Here is a 17,085-nt window from a genome sequence, read left to right on the forward strand (position 1 = left end):
GGCGAATCGCATCCGGAAGCCGCAACTCGCTGCGGCGTCCGTTCAACGTTAGTTAGGAGAATGAATTGAACAAGACCCTGATGATGGCTGCGGGCGCACTCGCCGCGGCGCTGTCGATCCCGGCGATGGCCGCACCGGTGACGTACCAGCTCGACCCGAGCCACACGTACCCGAGCTTCGAGACCGACCACTTCGGCGGCCTGTCGGTCTGGCGCGGCAAGTTCGACACGTCGAGCGGCACGGTCACGATCGACAAGGAAGCCAAGACGGGCTCGGTTGAAGTCACGACCAAGATCGCCTCGATCCACACCGGCAGCGCCAAGCTCGACGAGCACGTGCAGACGGCCGAGTTCTTCGACGCCGCCCAGTACCCGGACGCGACGTTCAAGGGCGACCTGAAGTTCAAGGGCGACAAGCCGGTGGCCGCCGTCGGCACGCTGACGATGCACGGCGTGACCAAGCCGCTGACGCTGAAGATCGATTCGTTCAAGTGCATGCAGCACCCGATGCTCAAGCGCGAAGTGTGCGGCGTGGACGCCGTCGGCGTGTTCAACCGCGACGAATTCGGCCTCGACTACGGCAAGGCCTACGGCTTCAAGATGCAGACGAAGCTGCTGATCACGGCGGAAGGCGTGGCGCAGTAAGCGTTTCGGTTTCCTGCAGAAAAAACCGCCGCAACCCGGGAACGGGTGCGGCGGTTTTTGTTTTGTGGCGAGCGCACAGGCGCATGAAGATGGCCGACTCACGGCGCTTGTCCCCAGGCGCCTGTGCAAAAGCGCTGTGCGAACGGAATCCATCCCCCGTCGCGGCAGCCGAACGACGCGGACCGCCTGCGCAAATGCCCGGCGCGCTTCGGCCACCGCGCGCAGACGAAAAAAAACCGGCCAGGGCGGCCGGTTTTTTCATGCAGCGCGAGCACGGTGAGGATCAGACCTGCGCGCCCGCGTTCGGGTCGCCCGGATCGTGCGCACTCTTCTTGTCGCGGATCAGATCCTCGCGGCGGATGCCGAGCCACATGGCCAGCGAGCCGGCCACGAACACCGACGAGTAGATGCCGAACATGATGCCGACCGTCAGCGCCAGCGCGAAGTAATGCAGCGTCGGGCCGCCGAAGAAGAACATCGACAGCACCATCATTTCGGTCGACGTGTGGGTGATGATCGTGCGCGACATCGTGCTGGTGATGGCGTGGTTGATCACTTCCTGCACGGTCATCTTGCGTTCGCGGCGGAACGTCTCGCGGATCCGGTCGAAAATCACCACCGATTCGTTGACCGAGTAGCCGAGCACCGCGAGCACGGCGGCCAGCACCGACAACGAGAACTCCCACTGGAAGAACGCGAAGAAGCCGAGAATGATCACCACGTCGTGCAGGTTGGCGATGATGCCCGCCACCGCGTATTTCCACTCGAAACGGAACGACAGGTAGATCACGATGCCGATCACCACGCAGGCCAGCGCGAGCAGGCCGTCGGTGGCGAGTTCCTTGCCGACCTGCGGGCCGACGAACTCCACGCGCTGCAACTGCACGTCGGGGTTTTGCGCCTTCAGGCCCGCCATCACCTGATCGCTCTGCTGCGCCGAGGTCAGGCCCGACTTCAGCGCGAGGCGGATCAGCACGTTGCGCGAGGTGCCGAAGCTCTGCACCTGCGCGTCGCCGTAGCCGAGCTTGCCGAGCGTGGCACGCACCGGTTCGAGTTCGGCGGCTTGCTGGTACTGCACTTCGAGCACCGTGCCGCCGGTGAATTCGACCGACAGGTGCAGGCCGCGATGCACGAGGAAGAACACGGCGGCCAGGAACGTCACGAGCGAAACCACGTTGAAGATCAACGCGTGCCGCATGAACGGGATGTCTTTACGGATGCGGAAAAATTCCATGTACGTTCTCCGGCGCTTAGTTGGAGGAGCCGGGCGTCTTCGGCGGCACGCCGGGGCCGGTGCGGCGACGCGCCACCGGCTTGGCATTGCCGCGCGCAGCACCCTGCTTGGCGCCTTGCTTCGAGGCCTTGGCGGACGAACCGGCGACGGCCTTGGCCGTGTCGGTGCTGGCGTCCTGCTCGAGGATCGGCAGGCCGGCGGCTTCGGCGGCCGGCGCCTTCCAGACCTGGCCGATCGCCACCGACTTGAGCTTCTTGCGGCCGCCGTACCAGAGGTTCACGAGGCCGCGCGAGAAGAACACGGCCGAGAACATCGAGGTCAGGATGCCGATACAGTGCACGATCGCGAACGCGCGGACCGGGCCCGAACCGAACGCGAGCAGCGCCAGACCGGCGATCAGGGTGGTCACGTTCGAGTCGAGAATGGTCGCCCAGGCGTGCGCGTAGCCTTGCTGGATCGCCACTTGAGGCGCCGCACCGCCGCGCAGTTCCTCGCGAATCCGCTCGTTGATCAGCACGTTCGAGTCGATCGCCATGCCGAGCGCGAGCGCGATGGCGGCGATGCCGGGCAGCGTGAGCGTGGCCTGCATCATCGACAGCGCGGCCACCAGCAGCAGCAGGTTCAGCGACAGGCCGATCACCGACACCACGCCGAACAGCATGTAGTACAGCACCATGAACACCGCGATCGCGACGAAGCCCCACACCACCGAGTGCACGCCCATGCGGATGTTGTCGGCGCCGAGGCTCGGGCCGATCGTGCGTTCCTCGATGATGTCCATCGGCGCGGCCAGCGAACCGGCGCGCAGCAGCAGCGCGAGGTCGGTGGCGGCCTGCGAGGTGGGCTGGCCGGTGATCTGGAAGCGGTCGCCGAGCTCGGACTGGATCGTCGCGACCGTCAGCACCTCGCCCTTGCCCTTCTCGAACAGCACCATCGCCATCGGCTTGCCGATGTTCTCGCGTGACACGTCGCGCACCGAGCGGCCACCGGCGGCGTCGAGGCGGATGTTGACGGACGGGCGCTGGTGATCGTCGAAGCCGGCCGACGCGTCGATGATGCGGTCGCCGGTGAAGATCACCTGCTTGCGCAGCAGCACCGGCGCCTGCGCGCCTTGCGTGAACAGCTCGTCGCCCGGCGGCACCGGGTCGGTGGGGTTCGGATGGAGGTTGACCGGATCGGCGAGGCGCGCTTCGAGCGTGGCCGTGCGGCCGATGATGTCCTTCGCCTTCGCCGTGTCCTGCACGCCCGGCAGCTCGACCACGATGCGATCCTTGCCTTGCTGCTGGAGGATCGGCTCGGACACGCCGAGTTCGTTGACGCGGTTGTGGAGCGTGGTCAGGTTCTGCTTGAGCGCGGCGTCTTCCACCGCGGCCTGCACGGCCGGCGAGAACGTGCCGACCACCTGGTAACCGCCGCCGCCCGGCTGGGTGGCCCATTGCAGTTCGGTGATCGAACCCGTCAGCAGGCGACGCGCCTGTTCGGCGGTGTCCTGGTCGGCGAAATTCGCCACGACCGACAGGTCGACGCGGTTCACGCCGCCGTCGCGCACGCCCTTGTCGCGCAATTGCGTGCGCGCGTCGGTGGCATCCGAATCGAGCTTCTTGGTCAGCGCGCCGTTCATGTCGACCTGCAACAGGAAGTGCACGCCGCCGCGCAGATCGAGGCCGAGGTACATCGGCAGCGCGTGCAGGGCGGTCAGCCAGCGCGGCGAGGCGCTTTGCAGGTTCAGGGCGACGACGTACTGCGGATCGCTCGGGTCGCTGTTGAGCGCCGTCTGCAAGAGATCCTTGACGCGAAGCTGGGTGTCGGTGTCCTTCAGGCGCACGCGGATGTTCGCGTTGCTCGCCGAATTGTCGAAGGTGATGTCGTCCGGCGTGATCTTCGCGCCCGCGAGGGCGGTTTGCACATCGGACAGCGTGCCCGTGTCGATCTTGACCGTGGCCTTGCCGCTCGACACCTGCACCGCCGGCGCTTCGCCGTAGAAGTTGGGCAATGTGTACAGAAGGCCGATCGCGAGCGCGACGACCATCACGACATATTTCCAGATTGGGTAACGATTCATGAGGGGGCCGAACGGGAAAGTTGGCTTGAAAAGCGTCGCGTCCGGCCGCCGTGCCGCCCGCGCTTCATGACGCGGGCCGGCCCGGATGCCGGACGCTCGGTGTACCTCTTACAGCGACTTGATCGTGCCCTTCGGCAGGATCGTCGTCACGGCCGACTTCTGCACCGTGATCTCGGTGCCTTCCGACACTTCGACGCCGACATAGGCTTCGCCGACCTTCGTGACCTTGCCGACCAGGCCGCCGTTCGTCACGACCTCGTCGCCCTTGGCCATGGCCGAGAGCATGTTGCGATGCTCTTTCTGTCGCTTCATCTGCGGACGAATCATGATGAAGTAGAGCACCGCGAACATCAGGACGAGCGGCAGAAAGCTCATCAGGCTCGATTCGGCGCCACCGCCGGTACCTTGCGCGAATGCATTGGAAATGAACGACACCTTGGTCTCTCCGTTGGGGAAAATCAGAAAAATAGCCGGGTATTCTACCACCGGCGAAAACCGCGACATCACAGCAAATGCGCTTTTGGATCAAGCAATTAAGCCGAATCGGGGCGCATGAGCGTGTTTTGCGAAAGGCGATTGTAATGTGCCGGTTGGGCGATGCGTGCGAAAAATGCAATCCCCAAGGATCGCCGCATCGTTCGACACCGGTGTGACGAACGCCGCGCGCCACGCGTTTCGGGCCGCGCGGCCGCCCCGGCGCACCTGCCGGCGCTACTCGCGCTGCTCGACGCCGCGCGCCCGATCGGCCGCGAAACGGGCGCGAAACGCGTCGAACGTGCCGGTTTCGATCGCTTCGCGGATCTCGCTCATCAGCGTCAGGTAGTAATGCAGGTTGTGGATCGTGTTCAACTGCGCGCCGAGGATTTCGCCGACGCGGTGCAGGTGGTGCAGGTAGCCGCGCGTGAAATTTCGGCAGGTGTAGCACGTGCAGCTTTCGTCGAGCGGCTTCAGCGAATGCTTGTGGGTGGCGTTGCGGATCTTCACGTCGCCGAAGCGCGTGAACAGCCAGCCGTTGCGCGCATTGCGGGTGGGCATCACGCAATCGAACATGTCGATGCCGTTCGCCACGCCTTCCACCAGATCTTCCGGCGTGCCCACGCCCATCAGGTAATGCGGCTTGTGCGCCGGCAGCTTCGGGCCGGTGTGCCGCAGCACGCGCATCATGTCTTCCTTCGGCTCGCCGACCGACAGCCCGCCGATCGCATAGCCGTGGAAATCGAGCTCGGCCAGGCCGGCCAGCGATTCGTCGCGCAGATCCTCGAACATGCCGCCCTGCACGATGCCGAACAGCGCGTTCGGGTTGCCGAGCGCGTTGAATTCGTTCAGCGAGCGCTTGGCCCAGCGCATCGACATGCGCATCGATTCGGCCGCTTCCTTGTGGGTGGTCGGCACGTTGTCGGTGGCGTACGGCGTGCATTCGTCGAACTGCATGACGACGTCCGAATTCAGCACCTTCTGGATCTGCATCGACACTTCCGGCGACAGGAACAGCTTGTCGCCGTTGATCGGCGACGCGAACGTCACGCCGTCCTCGGTGATCTTGCGCAGATCGCCGAGCGAGAACACCTGGAAGCCGCCCGAATCGGTCAGGATCGGCTTGTTCCAGCCCATGAAGCGGTGCAGGCCGCCGTGCGCGGCGATGGTTTCCAGGCCCGGGCGCAGCCACAGGTGGAACGTGTTGCCGAGGATGATCTGCGCGTGCATCTCGTGCAGCTCGCGCGGCTGCACCGCCTTCACGGTGCCGTAGGTGCCCACCGGCATGAAGATCGGCGTCTCGACCACGCCGTGGTTCAGCGTGACGCGGCCGCGGCGGGCGTGGCCGTCGGTGGCGAGCAGTTCGAATTCGAGCCCGTTCTCGGGCGGGACGTGCGATTGCACGGGTTCCGGTTGGCGATCGGTCATCGCGGGACTCCTTGGCTACCGAAGAACAGTTCGGCGCGCGTTAGCGGCGCCGCGGCGGAATGCGCCACGGCGAATTTTCATGAGGAAAGGCAGGCTTATTCGGGCTCGCGGCGCGTCAGCAGCATCGCGTCGCCGTAGCTGAAGAAGCGGTAACGCTCGGCGATCGCGTGGCGGTATACCTCGCGGATCGTCTCGACGCCCGCGAATGCCGACACCAGCATCAGCAGCGTCGACTTCGGCAGGTGGAAATTCGTCACGAGCCGGTCCACCACGCGGAAGCGGTAGCCGGGCGTGATGAAGATGTCGGTTTCGGCGCGGGTGGCCGCGAGCGGGCGGCCCGCGGCTTCGGCGTCGCGCGCGGCCGCTTCGAGCGCGCGCATCGAGGTGGTGCCGACCGCGATCACGCGGCCGCCGCGTGCACGCGTGGCGGCGATCTGCGCGACCAGCGCGTCGGTCAGTTCGTACCACTCGCTGTGCATCTTGTGCTCGGCGATATCGTCGACGCGCACCGGCTGGAACGTGCCCGCGCCCACGTGCAGCGTGAGCGTGGCGGTTTCCACGCCGCGCGCGCGCAGCGTGGCGAGCAGCGCGTCGTCGAAATGCAGGCCGGCGGTGGGCGCGGCGACCGCGCCGGGGTTGCTGGCGAACACGGTCTGGTAACGCGTTTCGTCGGTCGCGTCGGGATCGTGCTCGATATACGGCGGCAGCGGCAGGCGGCCGTGCTGCTCGATCAGCGTCAGGCAATCCTCGGGGAAGTGCAGCGTGAAGAACGGCTCGATGCGCTCGCCGACGGTGACGTCGAACGCATCGGCCAGCCGCAGCGTGGTGCCGGTCACGGGGCTCTTGCTGGCGCGGATCTGCGCCAGCGCCGTACGCGGGCCGGTGATGCGCTCGACCAGCACCTCGATGCGGCCGCCGCTGGCCTTCTGGCCAAAGAAGCGGGCCTTCAGCACCTTGGTGTCGTTGAACACGAGCAGGTCGCCCGCGCCGATGCAGTCGGGCAGCTCGGTGAAGCGGCGGTCGGTGAGGCGCGCCGGGCTGGCGCTGCCGTCCACCTCGAGCAGGCGGCTCGCGCTGCGCTCGGCGAGCGCCGTTTGCGCGATCAGCTCGGGCGGCAGATCGAAATCGAAATCGGAAAGCTTGAACATGAGAAATGGGGGCGAAGCGGCGCGGGAGCCGCGTCATCGCCGACGCGAGCCGCTATGATGGCGGGGTCGCGCGGCTCGCGGGCGCCGCCCGGTCGGGCGACGTCAAAGCCGTTATTGTACTTGCTTGTCCCTTGCGAAATCCCGATCCGATGCCTGTACCCGCCCGCCGCTCCGTTTCCGTCGATGCCGCCGCCGATGCCGATTCCGGCAATCCGCCCACGCACGACGAGGCGCAGCCCGCGCCGCGCGCCCGCACGCCGCGGCGCGGCGCCGACGGGCGGCTCGCCGCACCGGCCGTTGCGGCGGCCGACATGGGGCGCGCCGAGGCCGGCGAAACCGAGGAAATCGTCCCATCCGCCGACGGCGACGCCGCACCGCTGCCGGCCCGGCGCGGGCGCAAGAAGGCCGTGCCGGCCGATGGCGATGCGGGCGAACCCGGCGATGCGGGCGACGCCGCGCACGGCAAACCCGCCAAGGGCGCCAAAGCCACGAAGGCCGCACCTAAGCTCGTCAAGACCGCCGACAAGCTCGCCAAGCTCGGCCTCACGCGCTCGATCGATCTCGTGCTGCATCTGCCGATGCGCTACGAGGACGAAACCACGCTGACGCCGATCCGCGAACTGCTGCCCGGCGAGATCGCGCAGACCGAAGGCGTGGTGTACGACAACGAGGTCGCGTTCCGGCCGCGCCGCCAGTTGCTGGTGCGCCTGCGCGACGACGCCGGCGACGAGCTGGTGCTGCGCTTCCTCAATTTCTACGGCTCGCAGGTCAAGCAGATGGCGGTCGGCCAGCGGCTGCGCGTGCGCGGCGACATCCGCGGCGGCTTCTTCGGGCTGGAGATCGTGCATCCGGCGGTGCGCGTGGTCGACGAGGATACGCCGCTGCTGCAGGTGCTCACGCCGGTCTATCCGAGCACGGCCGGGGTGTCGCAGGCCTACCTGCGCAAGGCGATCGACAACGCGCTCACGCGCACGCCGCTGCCCGAGTTGCTGCCGCCCGACGTCGAGGCCGCGTACCTGCGGCCGCTCGGCGTGCCGGCGCTGGCCGAGGCGGTGCGCCAGTTGCATCACCCCGGCGTCGAATCGGACGAAACGGCGCTGATCGACGGCACGCATCCGGCCTGGACCCGCATCAAGTTCGACGAACTGCTCGCGCAGCAGCTGTCGCTCAAGCGCGCCCACGAGGAGCGCCGCACGCGCGCGGCGCCCGCCATGCCGCGCAGCACCTCCGCCGATGCCGGCTCGCTGGTCGCGCGCTTGCTGGCGGCGCTGCCGTTCTCGCTGACGCAGGCGCAAACGCGCGTGGTCGATGAAATCGCCACCGATCTGACCATGCCGCACCCGATGTCGCGGCTGCTGCAGGGCGACGTCGGCAGCGGCAAGACGGTGGTCGCGGCGCTGGCCGCCGCGCAGGCGATCGACGCCGGCTACCAGGCCGCGCTGATGGCGCCGACCGAAATCCTGGCCGAGCAGCACGCGCGCAAGCTGCGCGGCTGGCTCGAACCGCTCGGCGTGACGGTGGCCTGGCTGGCCGGCAGCCTGAAGGCGAAGGAGAAGCGTTCGGCGATCGAGGCGGCGGCGCTCGGCACCGCGCAGCTCGTGATCGGCACCCACGCGATCATCCAGGACACCGTCGAATTCAAGCGGCTCGGCCTCGTGATCGTCGACGAACAGCACCGCTTCGGCGTGGCGCAGCGGCTCGCGCTGCGCGCCAAGGCCGGCGGCCCGGCCGGCTTCCAGCCGCATCAGTTGATGATGTCGGCCACGCCGATCCCGCGCACGCTGGCGATGACCTATTACGCCGATCTCGAAGTGTCGACCATCGACGAGCTGCCGCCCGGCCGCACGCCGATCGTCACCAAGCTGGTGGCCGACGCGCGCCGGGCCGAGGTGATCGGCCGCGTGAGCGACGCGGCGCTCGGCGGGCGGCAGGTGTACTGGGTCTGCCCGCTGATCGAGGAAAGCGAGACGCTGCAGTTGCAGACGGCCGTCGAGACCTACGAGACGCTCGCGGCGGCGCTGCCCGGCATCAACGTCGGGCTGGTGCATGGCAGGTTGTCGCCGCTGGAGAAGGCCACCGTGATGGAGGCGTTCTCGCGTAACGAGGTGCAGTTGCTGGTGGCGACCACGGTGATCGAAGTGGGCGTGGACGTGCCGAACGCATCGCTGATGGTGATCGAGCACGCGGAGCGTTTCGGCCTGGCGCAATTGCACCAGTTGCGCGGCCGGGTCGGGCGCGGCACGGCGGCGTCGGCCTGCGTGCTGATGTACAGTGGCCCGCTGTCGATCGCCGGCCGCGCGCGGCTCAAGACCATGCGCGAAACCAACGACGGCTTCGAGATCGCCCGCCGCGATCTCGAAATTCGCGGCCCCGGCGAATTTCTCGGGGCGCGGCAATCGGGCGCGGCCATGCTGCGCTTCGCCGACCTGGAACTCGACGGTTGGCTGATCGACCCGGCACGCGAAGCGGCGGCTGCACTGATCGCGCATTATCCCGATGTCGTCACGCAGCATCTCGCGCGCTGGCTCGGCGCCCGCGAGCAATTCCTGAAGGCCTGACGTTCGCCTGAAATCCGCCCGACATGCAGCGAACCAGGCTGGCCGGTCTGGCGGCGCATGCGTTGGCGGGCGCTGTTCGGCTTGGTTTCCCGCCGACATTAAATGGGGCGTGAGCTATTGCCGCGAAGAACGCTGGCGAAACCGCGCTATCCGGTGTATAAATTAAAACTATCGTTTGCATCCCCGTGATTGACCTAAATGACGCTTACTGAACTGAAGTACATCGTCGCCGTCGCCCGCGAGCGGCATTTCGGCCGTGCGGCCGAAGCGTGCTTCGTGAGCCAGCCGACGCTGTCGGTTGCGATCAAGAAGCTCGAGGACGAGCTGAACGTGCAGATTTTCGAGCGCGGCGCGAGCGAAGTGAGCGTGACGCCGATCGGCGACCAGATCGTCACGCAAGCGCAGCGCGTGCTCGAACAGACCTTCGCCATCAAGGAAATCGCCAAGCAGGGCAAGGATCCGCTGGTCGGTCCGTTCCGTCTGGGCGTGATCTACACGATCGGGCCGTACCTGCTGCCCACGCTGGTCAAGCAGATGATCCATCGTGTGCCGCAGATGCCGCTGATGCTGCAGGAAAACTACACGCTGAAGCTGCTCGAATTGCTCAAGCAGGGCGAGATCGACGCGGCCATCATGGCGCTGCCGTTCCCCGAAACGGGCCTGATGGTGCGTCCGCTGTACGACGAGCCGTTCGTGGTCGCGCTGCCGTCGAGCCATCCGTGGTCGAAGCGCCGCAAGATCGACGCCGCCGACCTCAAGCAGGAAACCATGCTGCTGCTCGGCAACGGCCATTGCTTCCGCGATCACGTGCTCGGCGTGTGCCCCGAGCTGATGCACTTCTCGCAAACGGCAGACGGCATCCAGAAGACCTTCGAAGGATCGTCGCTGGAAACCATCCGCCACATGGTCGCGAGCGGGGTGGGCATCACGGTGCTGCCGCGCATGTCGGTGGGCGAAGTGGGGCCGCTGGCCAACAACTCCGATTCGGATCTGCTGTCCTACGTGCCGTTCGACGAGCCGGTGCCCGACCGCCGCGTGGTGCTGGTGTGGCGCAAGAGCTTCACGCGGATGCCGGCCATCGACGCGATCAGCGAGGCGATCACCGCCTGTTCCCTGCCGGGCGTGGCCAAGCTCGACATGCCCGCCACGCTGAACTGAGCGCGGCCTGGCTGTTGACGTGAACTGACCGGGGTGCGGCTTGCCCCGGTTTTGTTTTGCCTATCGTTTATATAAATTCTATTGAATTTACTGATTCGATAGCGTTCCGTAGGATGGCATGCATGGGCTGGCGCAACGGTGATCGATTCGCCGTATGGGCCGGCCCGGACCGGATCGCCGGTCTTTCGCATCCCGCTTGCCGAACCCCGGAGCCGCCATGAACCGAATCTCGCAACAGATCGACGCCGAACGCACGGCCCATCGCGCGCGAGCGCTGTTCCGGCAGCTTCGCCCGCTGGCCGTCGCGTATTTCGCCGGCCGCCTGCTCGGCGCCTGAGCTCAACCCGATTCCCGATTCCCGATTCGAAGGAGAACTCATCATGCAGATCGCCCGTCCCGTTTCCGCGCCTGCCGCCGCCGCGACCGCCGTCGTCAACCGCGCCGCCACCTCGGCCTTTCGCCAGACCTTCGGTTTCGCCATCACGTTCGCCGGCGTGCTGACGCTCGCGGCGCAGGCGATGGCCCATCTGAACGGCGCCTGAGCGCGGTGCGGTGCGCCTGAGGCCTGCCGCGCCATCCGTCCCCGTGCAGCGATCTACGCTACACTGAGCCGCGCTCGGGGGCGCTCATTTCAGGCAGGACAAGTGGGCGATCCCGAGGCGTTTCAAGCCGGTTCAACTCATCGACAAGGAGTCAGCAACATGGCCAAAAAAGGCAACGCAACGCAGATCAACATCGGCATCGGCGACAAGGACCGCAAGAAGATTGCGGACGGCCTGTCGCGGCTGCTGGCCGATACGTTTTCGCTGTACCTGAAGACCCATTATTTCCACTGGAACGTGACCGGGCCGATGTTCAACACGCTGCACCTGATGTTCGAGGAGCAGTACAACGAACTCTGGCTCGCGGTGGATGCCGTGGCCGAACGGATCCGCACGCTGGGTGTGGTGGCGCCGGGCACCTACGGCGATTTCGCGAAGCTGACGGTGGTGCCGGAAGCCTCGGGCGTGCCGGCCGCGGAAGAGATGATCCGCCAACTCGTGGAAGGGCACGAAGCCGTCACGCGCACCGCGCGCGAGATCTTCCCCGATGCCGATTCGGCCCGCGACGAGCCGACCGCCGACCTGCTGACGCAACGCATGCAGATCCACGAAAAGACCGCCTGGATGCTGCGCTCGCTGCTGCAATAAGCCGGCGCGGTGGTTCGCGCGGCACGAGGCCTCCCGCGTCGGCGGGAGGTTTTTTTCGTCCGCGCGCGGCAAGCCACGGAGGGTCGCTCGCTCGCGCGGGCCGGCCGCCGTCGCGCGTTACAATGCCGCCATCGTTTTCGCGGCGGAATTCCGACATGTTTGCCCGTTTCCCCCTGTATCTGCGCCTCGTCCGGATGGACAAGCCGATCGGCAGCCTGCTGCTGCTGTGGCCCACGCTGAACGCGTTGTGGATCGCCTCCGGCGGTCGTCCCACGCTCTCGCTGCTCGCGATCTTCATCGTCGGCACTTTGCTGATGCGCTCGGCAGGCTGCGCGGTCAACGATTACGCCGACCGCGATTTCGACCGCCACGTGAAGCGCACCGTCGACCGGCCGCTGACCTCGGGCAAGATCCGGGCGTGGGAGGCGATCGCGATCGCCGTAGTGCTCGCGCTGCTGGCGTTCCTGCTGATCCTGCCGCTCAACGGCCTGACCAAGGGGCTGTCGGTGGTGGCCGTGTTCGTGGCCGGCAGCTATCCGTTCATGAAGCGCTTCTTCGCGATTCCGCAGGCCTATCTCGGCATCGCGTTCGGCTTCGGCATTCCGATGGCGTTCGCGGCCGTGCAGGACACGGTGCCCCCGATCGCCTGGGTCATGCTGATCGCCAACGTGTTCTGGTCGGTGGCCTACGACACGGCCTACGCGATGGTCGATCGCGACGACGACCTGCGCATCGGCATGCGCACCTCCGCGATCACGTTCGGCCAGTACGACGTGATCGCGATCATGTTCTGCTATGCGGCGATGTTCGCGATCTACGTGTGGATCGGCATGGTCGAGCATTTCGGGCCGGTATTCTGGCTCGGCTGGGCGGTGGCGGCCGGCTGCGCCGTCTACCACTACACGCTGATCAAGGATCGCGACCGCATGAAGTGCTTCGCTGCGTTCCGCCACAACAACTGGCTCGGCGGCGCGCTGTTCGCGGGCATCGCGCTGCATTACGCGCTGGCCGGCGCCTGAGCCCGGCCGCGCACCGCAGCCGCCAAGAAAAAAGCGACCGTCGAGGTCGCTTTTTTCGTTGATGACGCTGTTTCGCGCGTCAGGCCTGGCCCAGCTCGTCGCCGAGTTCCTTGGCGCGCGCATCGGCGGCCAGCACGCCGCGCACGATCGCATCCTTCAGTTGCTGGGCGTCGAACGCGGCCAGCGCGGCGGCGGTCGTGCCGCCCTTCGAGGTCACGCGCTCGCGCAGCACGGCGGCCGGCTCGCCCGATTGCGCGGCCAGTTGCGCGGCGCCGGTGAAGGTGGCCACGGCCAGCGCGCGGCCCTGTCCGTCGTTCATGCCGAGTTGGCGCGCGGCTTCCTGCAGCGCCTCGATGAAATAGAACACGTAGGCCGGGCCGCTGCCCGAGATCGCGGTGACGGCGTCGAGCTTCGATTCGTCGTCGAACCACACGGTATCGCCCACTGCGCCGAGCACGGCCGAGGCCAGCTCGCGGCCGGCCGCATCGACGCCGGGCAGCGCCGCCAGGCCCGTCACGCCCATCCCGACCAGGGCCGGCGTGTTCGGCATGGTGCGCACGATGCGCGTGTTGCCGCCGAGCCAGCGCGACAGATCGGTGGCGCGGATGCCGGCCGCGATGCTGATCACGAGCGCGCGGCCCGCGTGCGGCGCGAGCGCCTTCGCGACGTCGCTCAGCACCTGCGGCTTGACCGCCAGCACGATCGCGTCGTAGCCGGCCAGCGTGGCGTCGATCGCCTCGCCGGTCTGCACGCCCGAGGTGTCGCGCAGGCGCTGGCGGGTGCTGTCGTTGGGGTCGATCACGTAGATGTCGGCGGGAGCCGCAGTGCCGCGCTTGACGATCCCGCCGATCAGCGCGGCCGCCATGTTGCCGCCGCCGATGAATGCAATTTTCATGATGAGTGCGAGTGAGGAAAGGTTCGGAAGCTCAGGCGGCGCGCGGCGTGGAATAGTCGCGCGCGCCGAAGATCGCGGTGCCGACGCGCACCAGCGTGGCGCCTTCGAGCACGGCTGCCTCGAGGTCGGCCGACATGCCCATCGATAAAGTATCGAGCGCCAGCCCGCCCGCGTTCAGCGTATCGAACAGTTCGCGCAGCCGCCGGTGCGGCGCGCGCTGCGCGTCGAGATCGCCGGCCGGCTCGGGAATCGCCATCAGCCCGCGCAGCCGCAGCGACGGCAGCGCCGCCACCGCGCGCGCGAGCGCGGCCGCCTCGGCCGGCTCGACGCCGCTCTTGCTGGCCTCGCCGCTGACGTTGACCTGCACGCACACGTTCAGCGGCGGCAGGTGCGCGGGCCGCTGCTCGGCCAGCCGTTGCGCGATCTTCAGGCGGTCGACCGAATGCACCCAGTCGAATTGCTCGGCCACCGGGCGCGTCTTGTTCGATTGCAGCGGGCCGATGAAATGCCATTCGAGCGTGTCGCGCAGCGCGGCGAGCGCGGCGATCTTGTCGAGCGACTCCTGCACGTAGTTTTCGCCGAACGCGCGCTGGCCGGCCGCGTGCGCGTCGCGCACGGCGTCGGCGGGGAAGGTCTTGGACACTGCGAGCAGCGCCACGTCGCCGGGCGCGCGCCCGGCGGAACGGGCCGCGTCGTCGATGCGGCGGTGAACGGAAGCGAGGCTGGCGGCGAGATCGGACATACGCGGCGGAAGACGGACGAAGAGGCGGACGAAGGCGTACAAACAGCGCAAACGGAAACGATGCGCTGCCGCCCGGAGGCAGCGCGCCTCATTATACGGATCGCGCCGCGGGCGCAGGCGTCAGTCGTCGATCAACTGCTCGACGAGCTGGATCCAGTGCATGACGGGCGTGCTGGTGCCGCTTTGCAGATGCGAGATGCAGCCGACGTTGCCCGACACGATCAGGTGCGCATCGAGCTCGCCGAGCCGGGCGAGCTTGCGGCGGCGCAGTTTGTAGGACAGCGAGGGTTGGGTCAGCGAATAGGTGCCGGCCGATCCGCAGCACAGGTGGCTGTCGGTCGGCACGCGCAGGTCCACGCCGAGCGCGCCGAGCAGCCGCTCGACCTTGCCGCGCGATTGCTGGCCGTGCTGGAGCGTACAGGGCGGGTGATAGGCGACGGGCTGCATGCCGCGCCGTTTCGCGAGCGCGACGAGCCGCGCCTCGAAGCCGGCCAGCAATTCGGAGATGTCGTGCGTCAGCTCGACCACGCGCCGCGCCTTGTCGGCATAGGCCGGATCGTCGCGCAGCAGGTGCGCGTAGTCGAGCACGGTTGCGCCGCAGCCGCTCGCGTTCATGACGATCGCCTCGGCGCCGGCCTCGATGGCGGGCCACCACGCGTCGATATTGCGGCGCGCGTCGGCCCGCGCCTCGTCGCGGTAGTTCAGGTGCAGCCGGATCGCGCCGCAGCAGCCGGCTTCGGGCGCAACCACGGTTTCGATGCCGAGTGCGTCGAGCACGCGCGCCGTGGCGATGTTGACGTTCGGCATCATGCTGGGTTGCACGCAGCCGGCCAGCATCAGCATCTTGCGCGGATGCCGCGCGGTGGGCCACGCGAGCGGCCGCGTGCGCAGCGGCACCTTGTCGCGCAACTGGCGCGGCAACAGCGGGCGGATCTGCTGGCCGAGCCGCATGGCCGGCCCGAATAGCGCGCCGTTCGGCACGAAGCTCGCGAGCGCGCGCCGCATCAGGCGCTGCGACAGCGTGCGCGGCACGCGTGTTTCGAGTTGCTGGCGGCCGATTTCGACGAGCCGCCCGTATTGCACGCCCGACGGGCAGGTGCTTTCGCAACTGCGGCAGGTCAGGCAGCGGTCGAGATGCTGCTGGGTGCTGCGCGTGACGGGCGCGCCCTCCAGCATCTGCTTGATCAGGTAGATGCGCCCGCGCGGGCCGTCGAGTTCGTCGCCGAGCAGTTGATAGGTCGGGCAGGTCGCCGTGCAGAAGCCGCAATGCACGCACTTGCGCAGGATCGATTCGGCTTCGTCGCCATCGGGCGTGCCGCGAATGAAATCGGCGAGATTCGTCTGCATGAGCGGCTCAGAGATCGGGGTAGAGCCGGCCGCGGTTGAACACCCGGTCCGGATCGAAGGCGGTTTTCAGGCTGCGGTGGATCGCCAGCAGCGGCGTGGCGAGCGGCGTGAACACGGGCACGCCCTGCGCGTAGCCGGTGGCGGCGCGGAACAGCGTGGCGTGGCCGCCGGCCTGCTTGGCGCTCATGCGCACCGCGGTGGCGTCGGCGTCGGTGATCCACCAGCGCTGCGCGCCGCCCCATTCCATCATCTGCGAGCCGGGCAGATGCAGCGGTTCGGTGATCGACGGCAGCGACAGCCGCCACAGCGCCTGGCCTGGCGCGAGCGCGTTGAAGAACGGATCGTTCTGCTCGCGCACGCCTTCCCAGAAGCGCTGGGCCTCGACCGCGTCGACCGCCTCGCCGCCGAGCATGGTCTTGGCCGACTTGACGGCCGCCTCGGCGCCCGACAGCCGCAGCACCAGCGTGCCGAACCGCCAGGCGCTTGCGCTGAGCGGAAACGGGTGGCCCGACCATTCGTTGAGCTTGCGCACGGCGTCGGTGGCGCTCATCTCGAACTTGACGGTCAGTTCGGCGACCGGGCGCGGCAGCACCTTGACCGACAGGTCGAGCATCAGCCCGAGCGTGCCGAGCGAGCCCGCCATCAGGCGCGCGACGTCGTAGCCGGCCACGTTCTTGACGACCTGGCCGCCGAAGCGCAGCACGTTGCCGCGGCCGTTCATCAGCGTCACGCCGAGCACGAAATCGCGCACCGCGCCGGCGCTGGCGCGGCGCGGCCCCGACAGCCCGGCCGCGATCGCGCCGCCGAAGCTGGCCTGCGGGCCGAAGTGGGGCGGCTCGAACGGCAGCATCTGGTTGTGGGCGGCGAGTTCGGCCTCGATCTCGTGCAGCGGGGTGCCGGCGCGCGCGGTGACGACCAGTTCGGCCGGATCGTAGGCGACGATGCCGCGCCAGGCGCGCGTGTCGAGCAGTTCGCCGTCGACCGCGTGGCCATACCAATCCTTGGTGCCGCCGCCGCGAATCCGCAGGCCGTGGCCTGCTGCGCCCGCCGCGCGAATGCGCTCGGCCCAGTGCGCGACGATGTCGTCCTGTTCCATCCGGTGCCGGCTCCTCCCAGGTTTGTTCTGTGTCGATTGTACCGACGCCATGCGCGCCGACAGTCGGGCGAAGTCCCTAGAGACGCGCGG

General features: G+C 67.7%; 15 protein-coding genes. 6 read left to right on the forward strand and 9 right to left on the reverse strand.

What is annotated here, in order from left to right:
- The first annotated feature begins 65 nt into the window (after nucleotides 1-65).
- Nucleotides 66-644, forward strand: a complete 579-nt coding sequence (locus tag AB4850_RS15735) for a YceI family protein (protein WP_414443962.1) — start codon at nucleotides 66-68, stop codon at nucleotides 642-644.
- A gap of 283 nt (nucleotides 645-927) precedes the next feature.
- Here AB4850_RS15735 and secF read toward each other — a convergent pair whose 3' ends face one another.
- The 5 genes from secF to queA all read right to left on the reverse strand — a co-directional run bounded on the left by secF (nucleotide 928) and on the right by queA (nucleotide 6,990).
- Nucleotides 928-1,878 (reverse strand): protein translocase subunit SecF, encoded by a 951-nt coding sequence (secF, locus tag AB4850_RS15740; RefSeq protein ID WP_414443963.1) that lies wholly within the window; start codon nucleotides 1,876-1,878, stop codon nucleotides 928-930.
- Between the two features lie 16 nt (nucleotides 1,879-1,894).
- Nucleotides 1,895-3,940: a protein translocase subunit SecD gene (secD, locus tag AB4850_RS15745; RefSeq protein ID WP_414443964.1), complete on the reverse strand. Its 2,046-nt coding sequence runs from the start codon at nucleotides 3,938-3,940 to the stop codon at nucleotides 1,895-1,897.
- 108 nt (nucleotides 3,941-4,048) lie between these two features.
- Nucleotides 4,049-4,375, reverse strand: coding sequence for a preprotein translocase subunit YajC (yajC, locus tag AB4850_RS15750; RefSeq protein ID WP_414443965.1), 327 nt, complete (start codon nucleotides 4,373-4,375; stop codon nucleotides 4,049-4,051).
- Nucleotides 4,376-4,651: 276 nt separating this feature from the next.
- Complete coding sequence (gene tgt / locus AB4850_RS15755) at nucleotides 4,652-5,842, reverse strand: tRNA guanosine(34) transglycosylase Tgt (RefSeq protein WP_414443966.1); 1,191 nt, start codon at nucleotides 5,840-5,842, stop codon at nucleotides 4,652-4,654.
- Nucleotides 5,843-5,937: 95 nt separating this feature from the next.
- Nucleotides 5,938-6,990: a tRNA preQ1(34) S-adenosylmethionine ribosyltransferase-isomerase QueA gene (gene queA / locus AB4850_RS15760; protein WP_414443967.1), complete on the reverse strand. Its 1,053-nt coding sequence runs from the start codon at nucleotides 6,988-6,990 to the stop codon at nucleotides 5,938-5,940.
- A 149-nt stretch (nucleotides 6,991-7,139) separates the two neighbouring features.
- Between queA and recG the strand changes: the two genes are divergently transcribed.
- The 5 genes from recG to ubiA all read left to right on the forward strand — a co-directional run bounded on the left by recG (nucleotide 7,140) and on the right by ubiA (nucleotide 12,915).
- Nucleotides 7,140-9,548 (forward strand): ATP-dependent DNA helicase RecG, encoded by a 2,409-nt coding sequence (gene recG, locus AB4850_RS15765; RefSeq protein ID WP_414443968.1) that lies wholly within the window; start codon nucleotides 7,140-7,142, stop codon nucleotides 9,546-9,548.
- A gap of 198 nt (nucleotides 9,549-9,746) precedes the next feature.
- Nucleotides 9,747-10,706: a hydrogen peroxide-inducible genes activator gene (locus AB4850_RS15770; RefSeq protein WP_414443969.1), complete on the forward strand. Its 960-nt coding sequence runs from the start codon at nucleotides 9,747-9,749 to the stop codon at nucleotides 10,704-10,706.
- A 380-nt stretch (nucleotides 10,707-11,086) separates the two neighbouring features.
- Nucleotides 11,087-11,248, forward strand: coding sequence for a hypothetical protein (locus AB4850_RS15775; RefSeq protein ID WP_414443970.1), 162 nt, complete (start codon nucleotides 11,087-11,089; stop codon nucleotides 11,246-11,248).
- Between the two features lie 159 nt (nucleotides 11,249-11,407).
- Complete coding sequence (locus AB4850_RS15780) at nucleotides 11,408-11,896, forward strand: Dps family protein (protein WP_414443971.1); 489 nt, start codon at nucleotides 11,408-11,410, stop codon at nucleotides 11,894-11,896.
- Between the two features lie 155 nt (nucleotides 11,897-12,051).
- Nucleotides 12,052-12,915: a 4-hydroxybenzoate octaprenyltransferase gene (gene ubiA, locus AB4850_RS15785; RefSeq protein WP_414443972.1), complete on the forward strand. Its 864-nt coding sequence runs from the start codon at nucleotides 12,052-12,054 to the stop codon at nucleotides 12,913-12,915.
- A 79-nt stretch (nucleotides 12,916-12,994) separates the two neighbouring features.
- Here the strand turns inward: ubiA and proC are convergent, their stop codons facing one another.
- From proC to glcE, 4 genes are all read right to left on the reverse strand, one after another.
- Nucleotides 12,995-13,810: a pyrroline-5-carboxylate reductase gene (gene proC / locus AB4850_RS15790; RefSeq protein ID WP_414443973.1), complete on the reverse strand. Its 816-nt coding sequence runs from the start codon at nucleotides 13,808-13,810 to the stop codon at nucleotides 12,995-12,997.
- A gap of 31 nt (nucleotides 13,811-13,841) precedes the next feature.
- Nucleotides 13,842-14,552 (reverse strand): YggS family pyridoxal phosphate-dependent enzyme, encoded by a 711-nt coding sequence (locus AB4850_RS15795; RefSeq protein ID WP_414443974.1) that lies wholly within the window; start codon nucleotides 14,550-14,552, stop codon nucleotides 13,842-13,844.
- A gap of 120 nt (nucleotides 14,553-14,672) precedes the next feature.
- Nucleotides 14,673-15,899: a glycolate oxidase subunit GlcF gene (glcF, locus tag AB4850_RS15800; RefSeq protein WP_414443975.1), complete on the reverse strand. Its 1,227-nt coding sequence runs from the start codon at nucleotides 15,897-15,899 to the stop codon at nucleotides 14,673-14,675.
- 7 nt (nucleotides 15,900-15,906) lie between these two features.
- Complete coding sequence (gene glcE / locus AB4850_RS15805) at nucleotides 15,907-16,995, reverse strand: glycolate oxidase subunit GlcE (RefSeq protein ID WP_414443976.1); 1,089 nt, start codon at nucleotides 16,993-16,995, stop codon at nucleotides 15,907-15,909.
- Nucleotides 16,996-17,085 lie beyond the last annotated feature (90 nt).

The organism is Burkholderia sp. 22PA0106, from assembly GCF_047497155.1.
Lineage (GTDB): Bacteria > Pseudomonadota > Gammaproteobacteria > Burkholderiales > Burkholderiaceae > Burkholderia.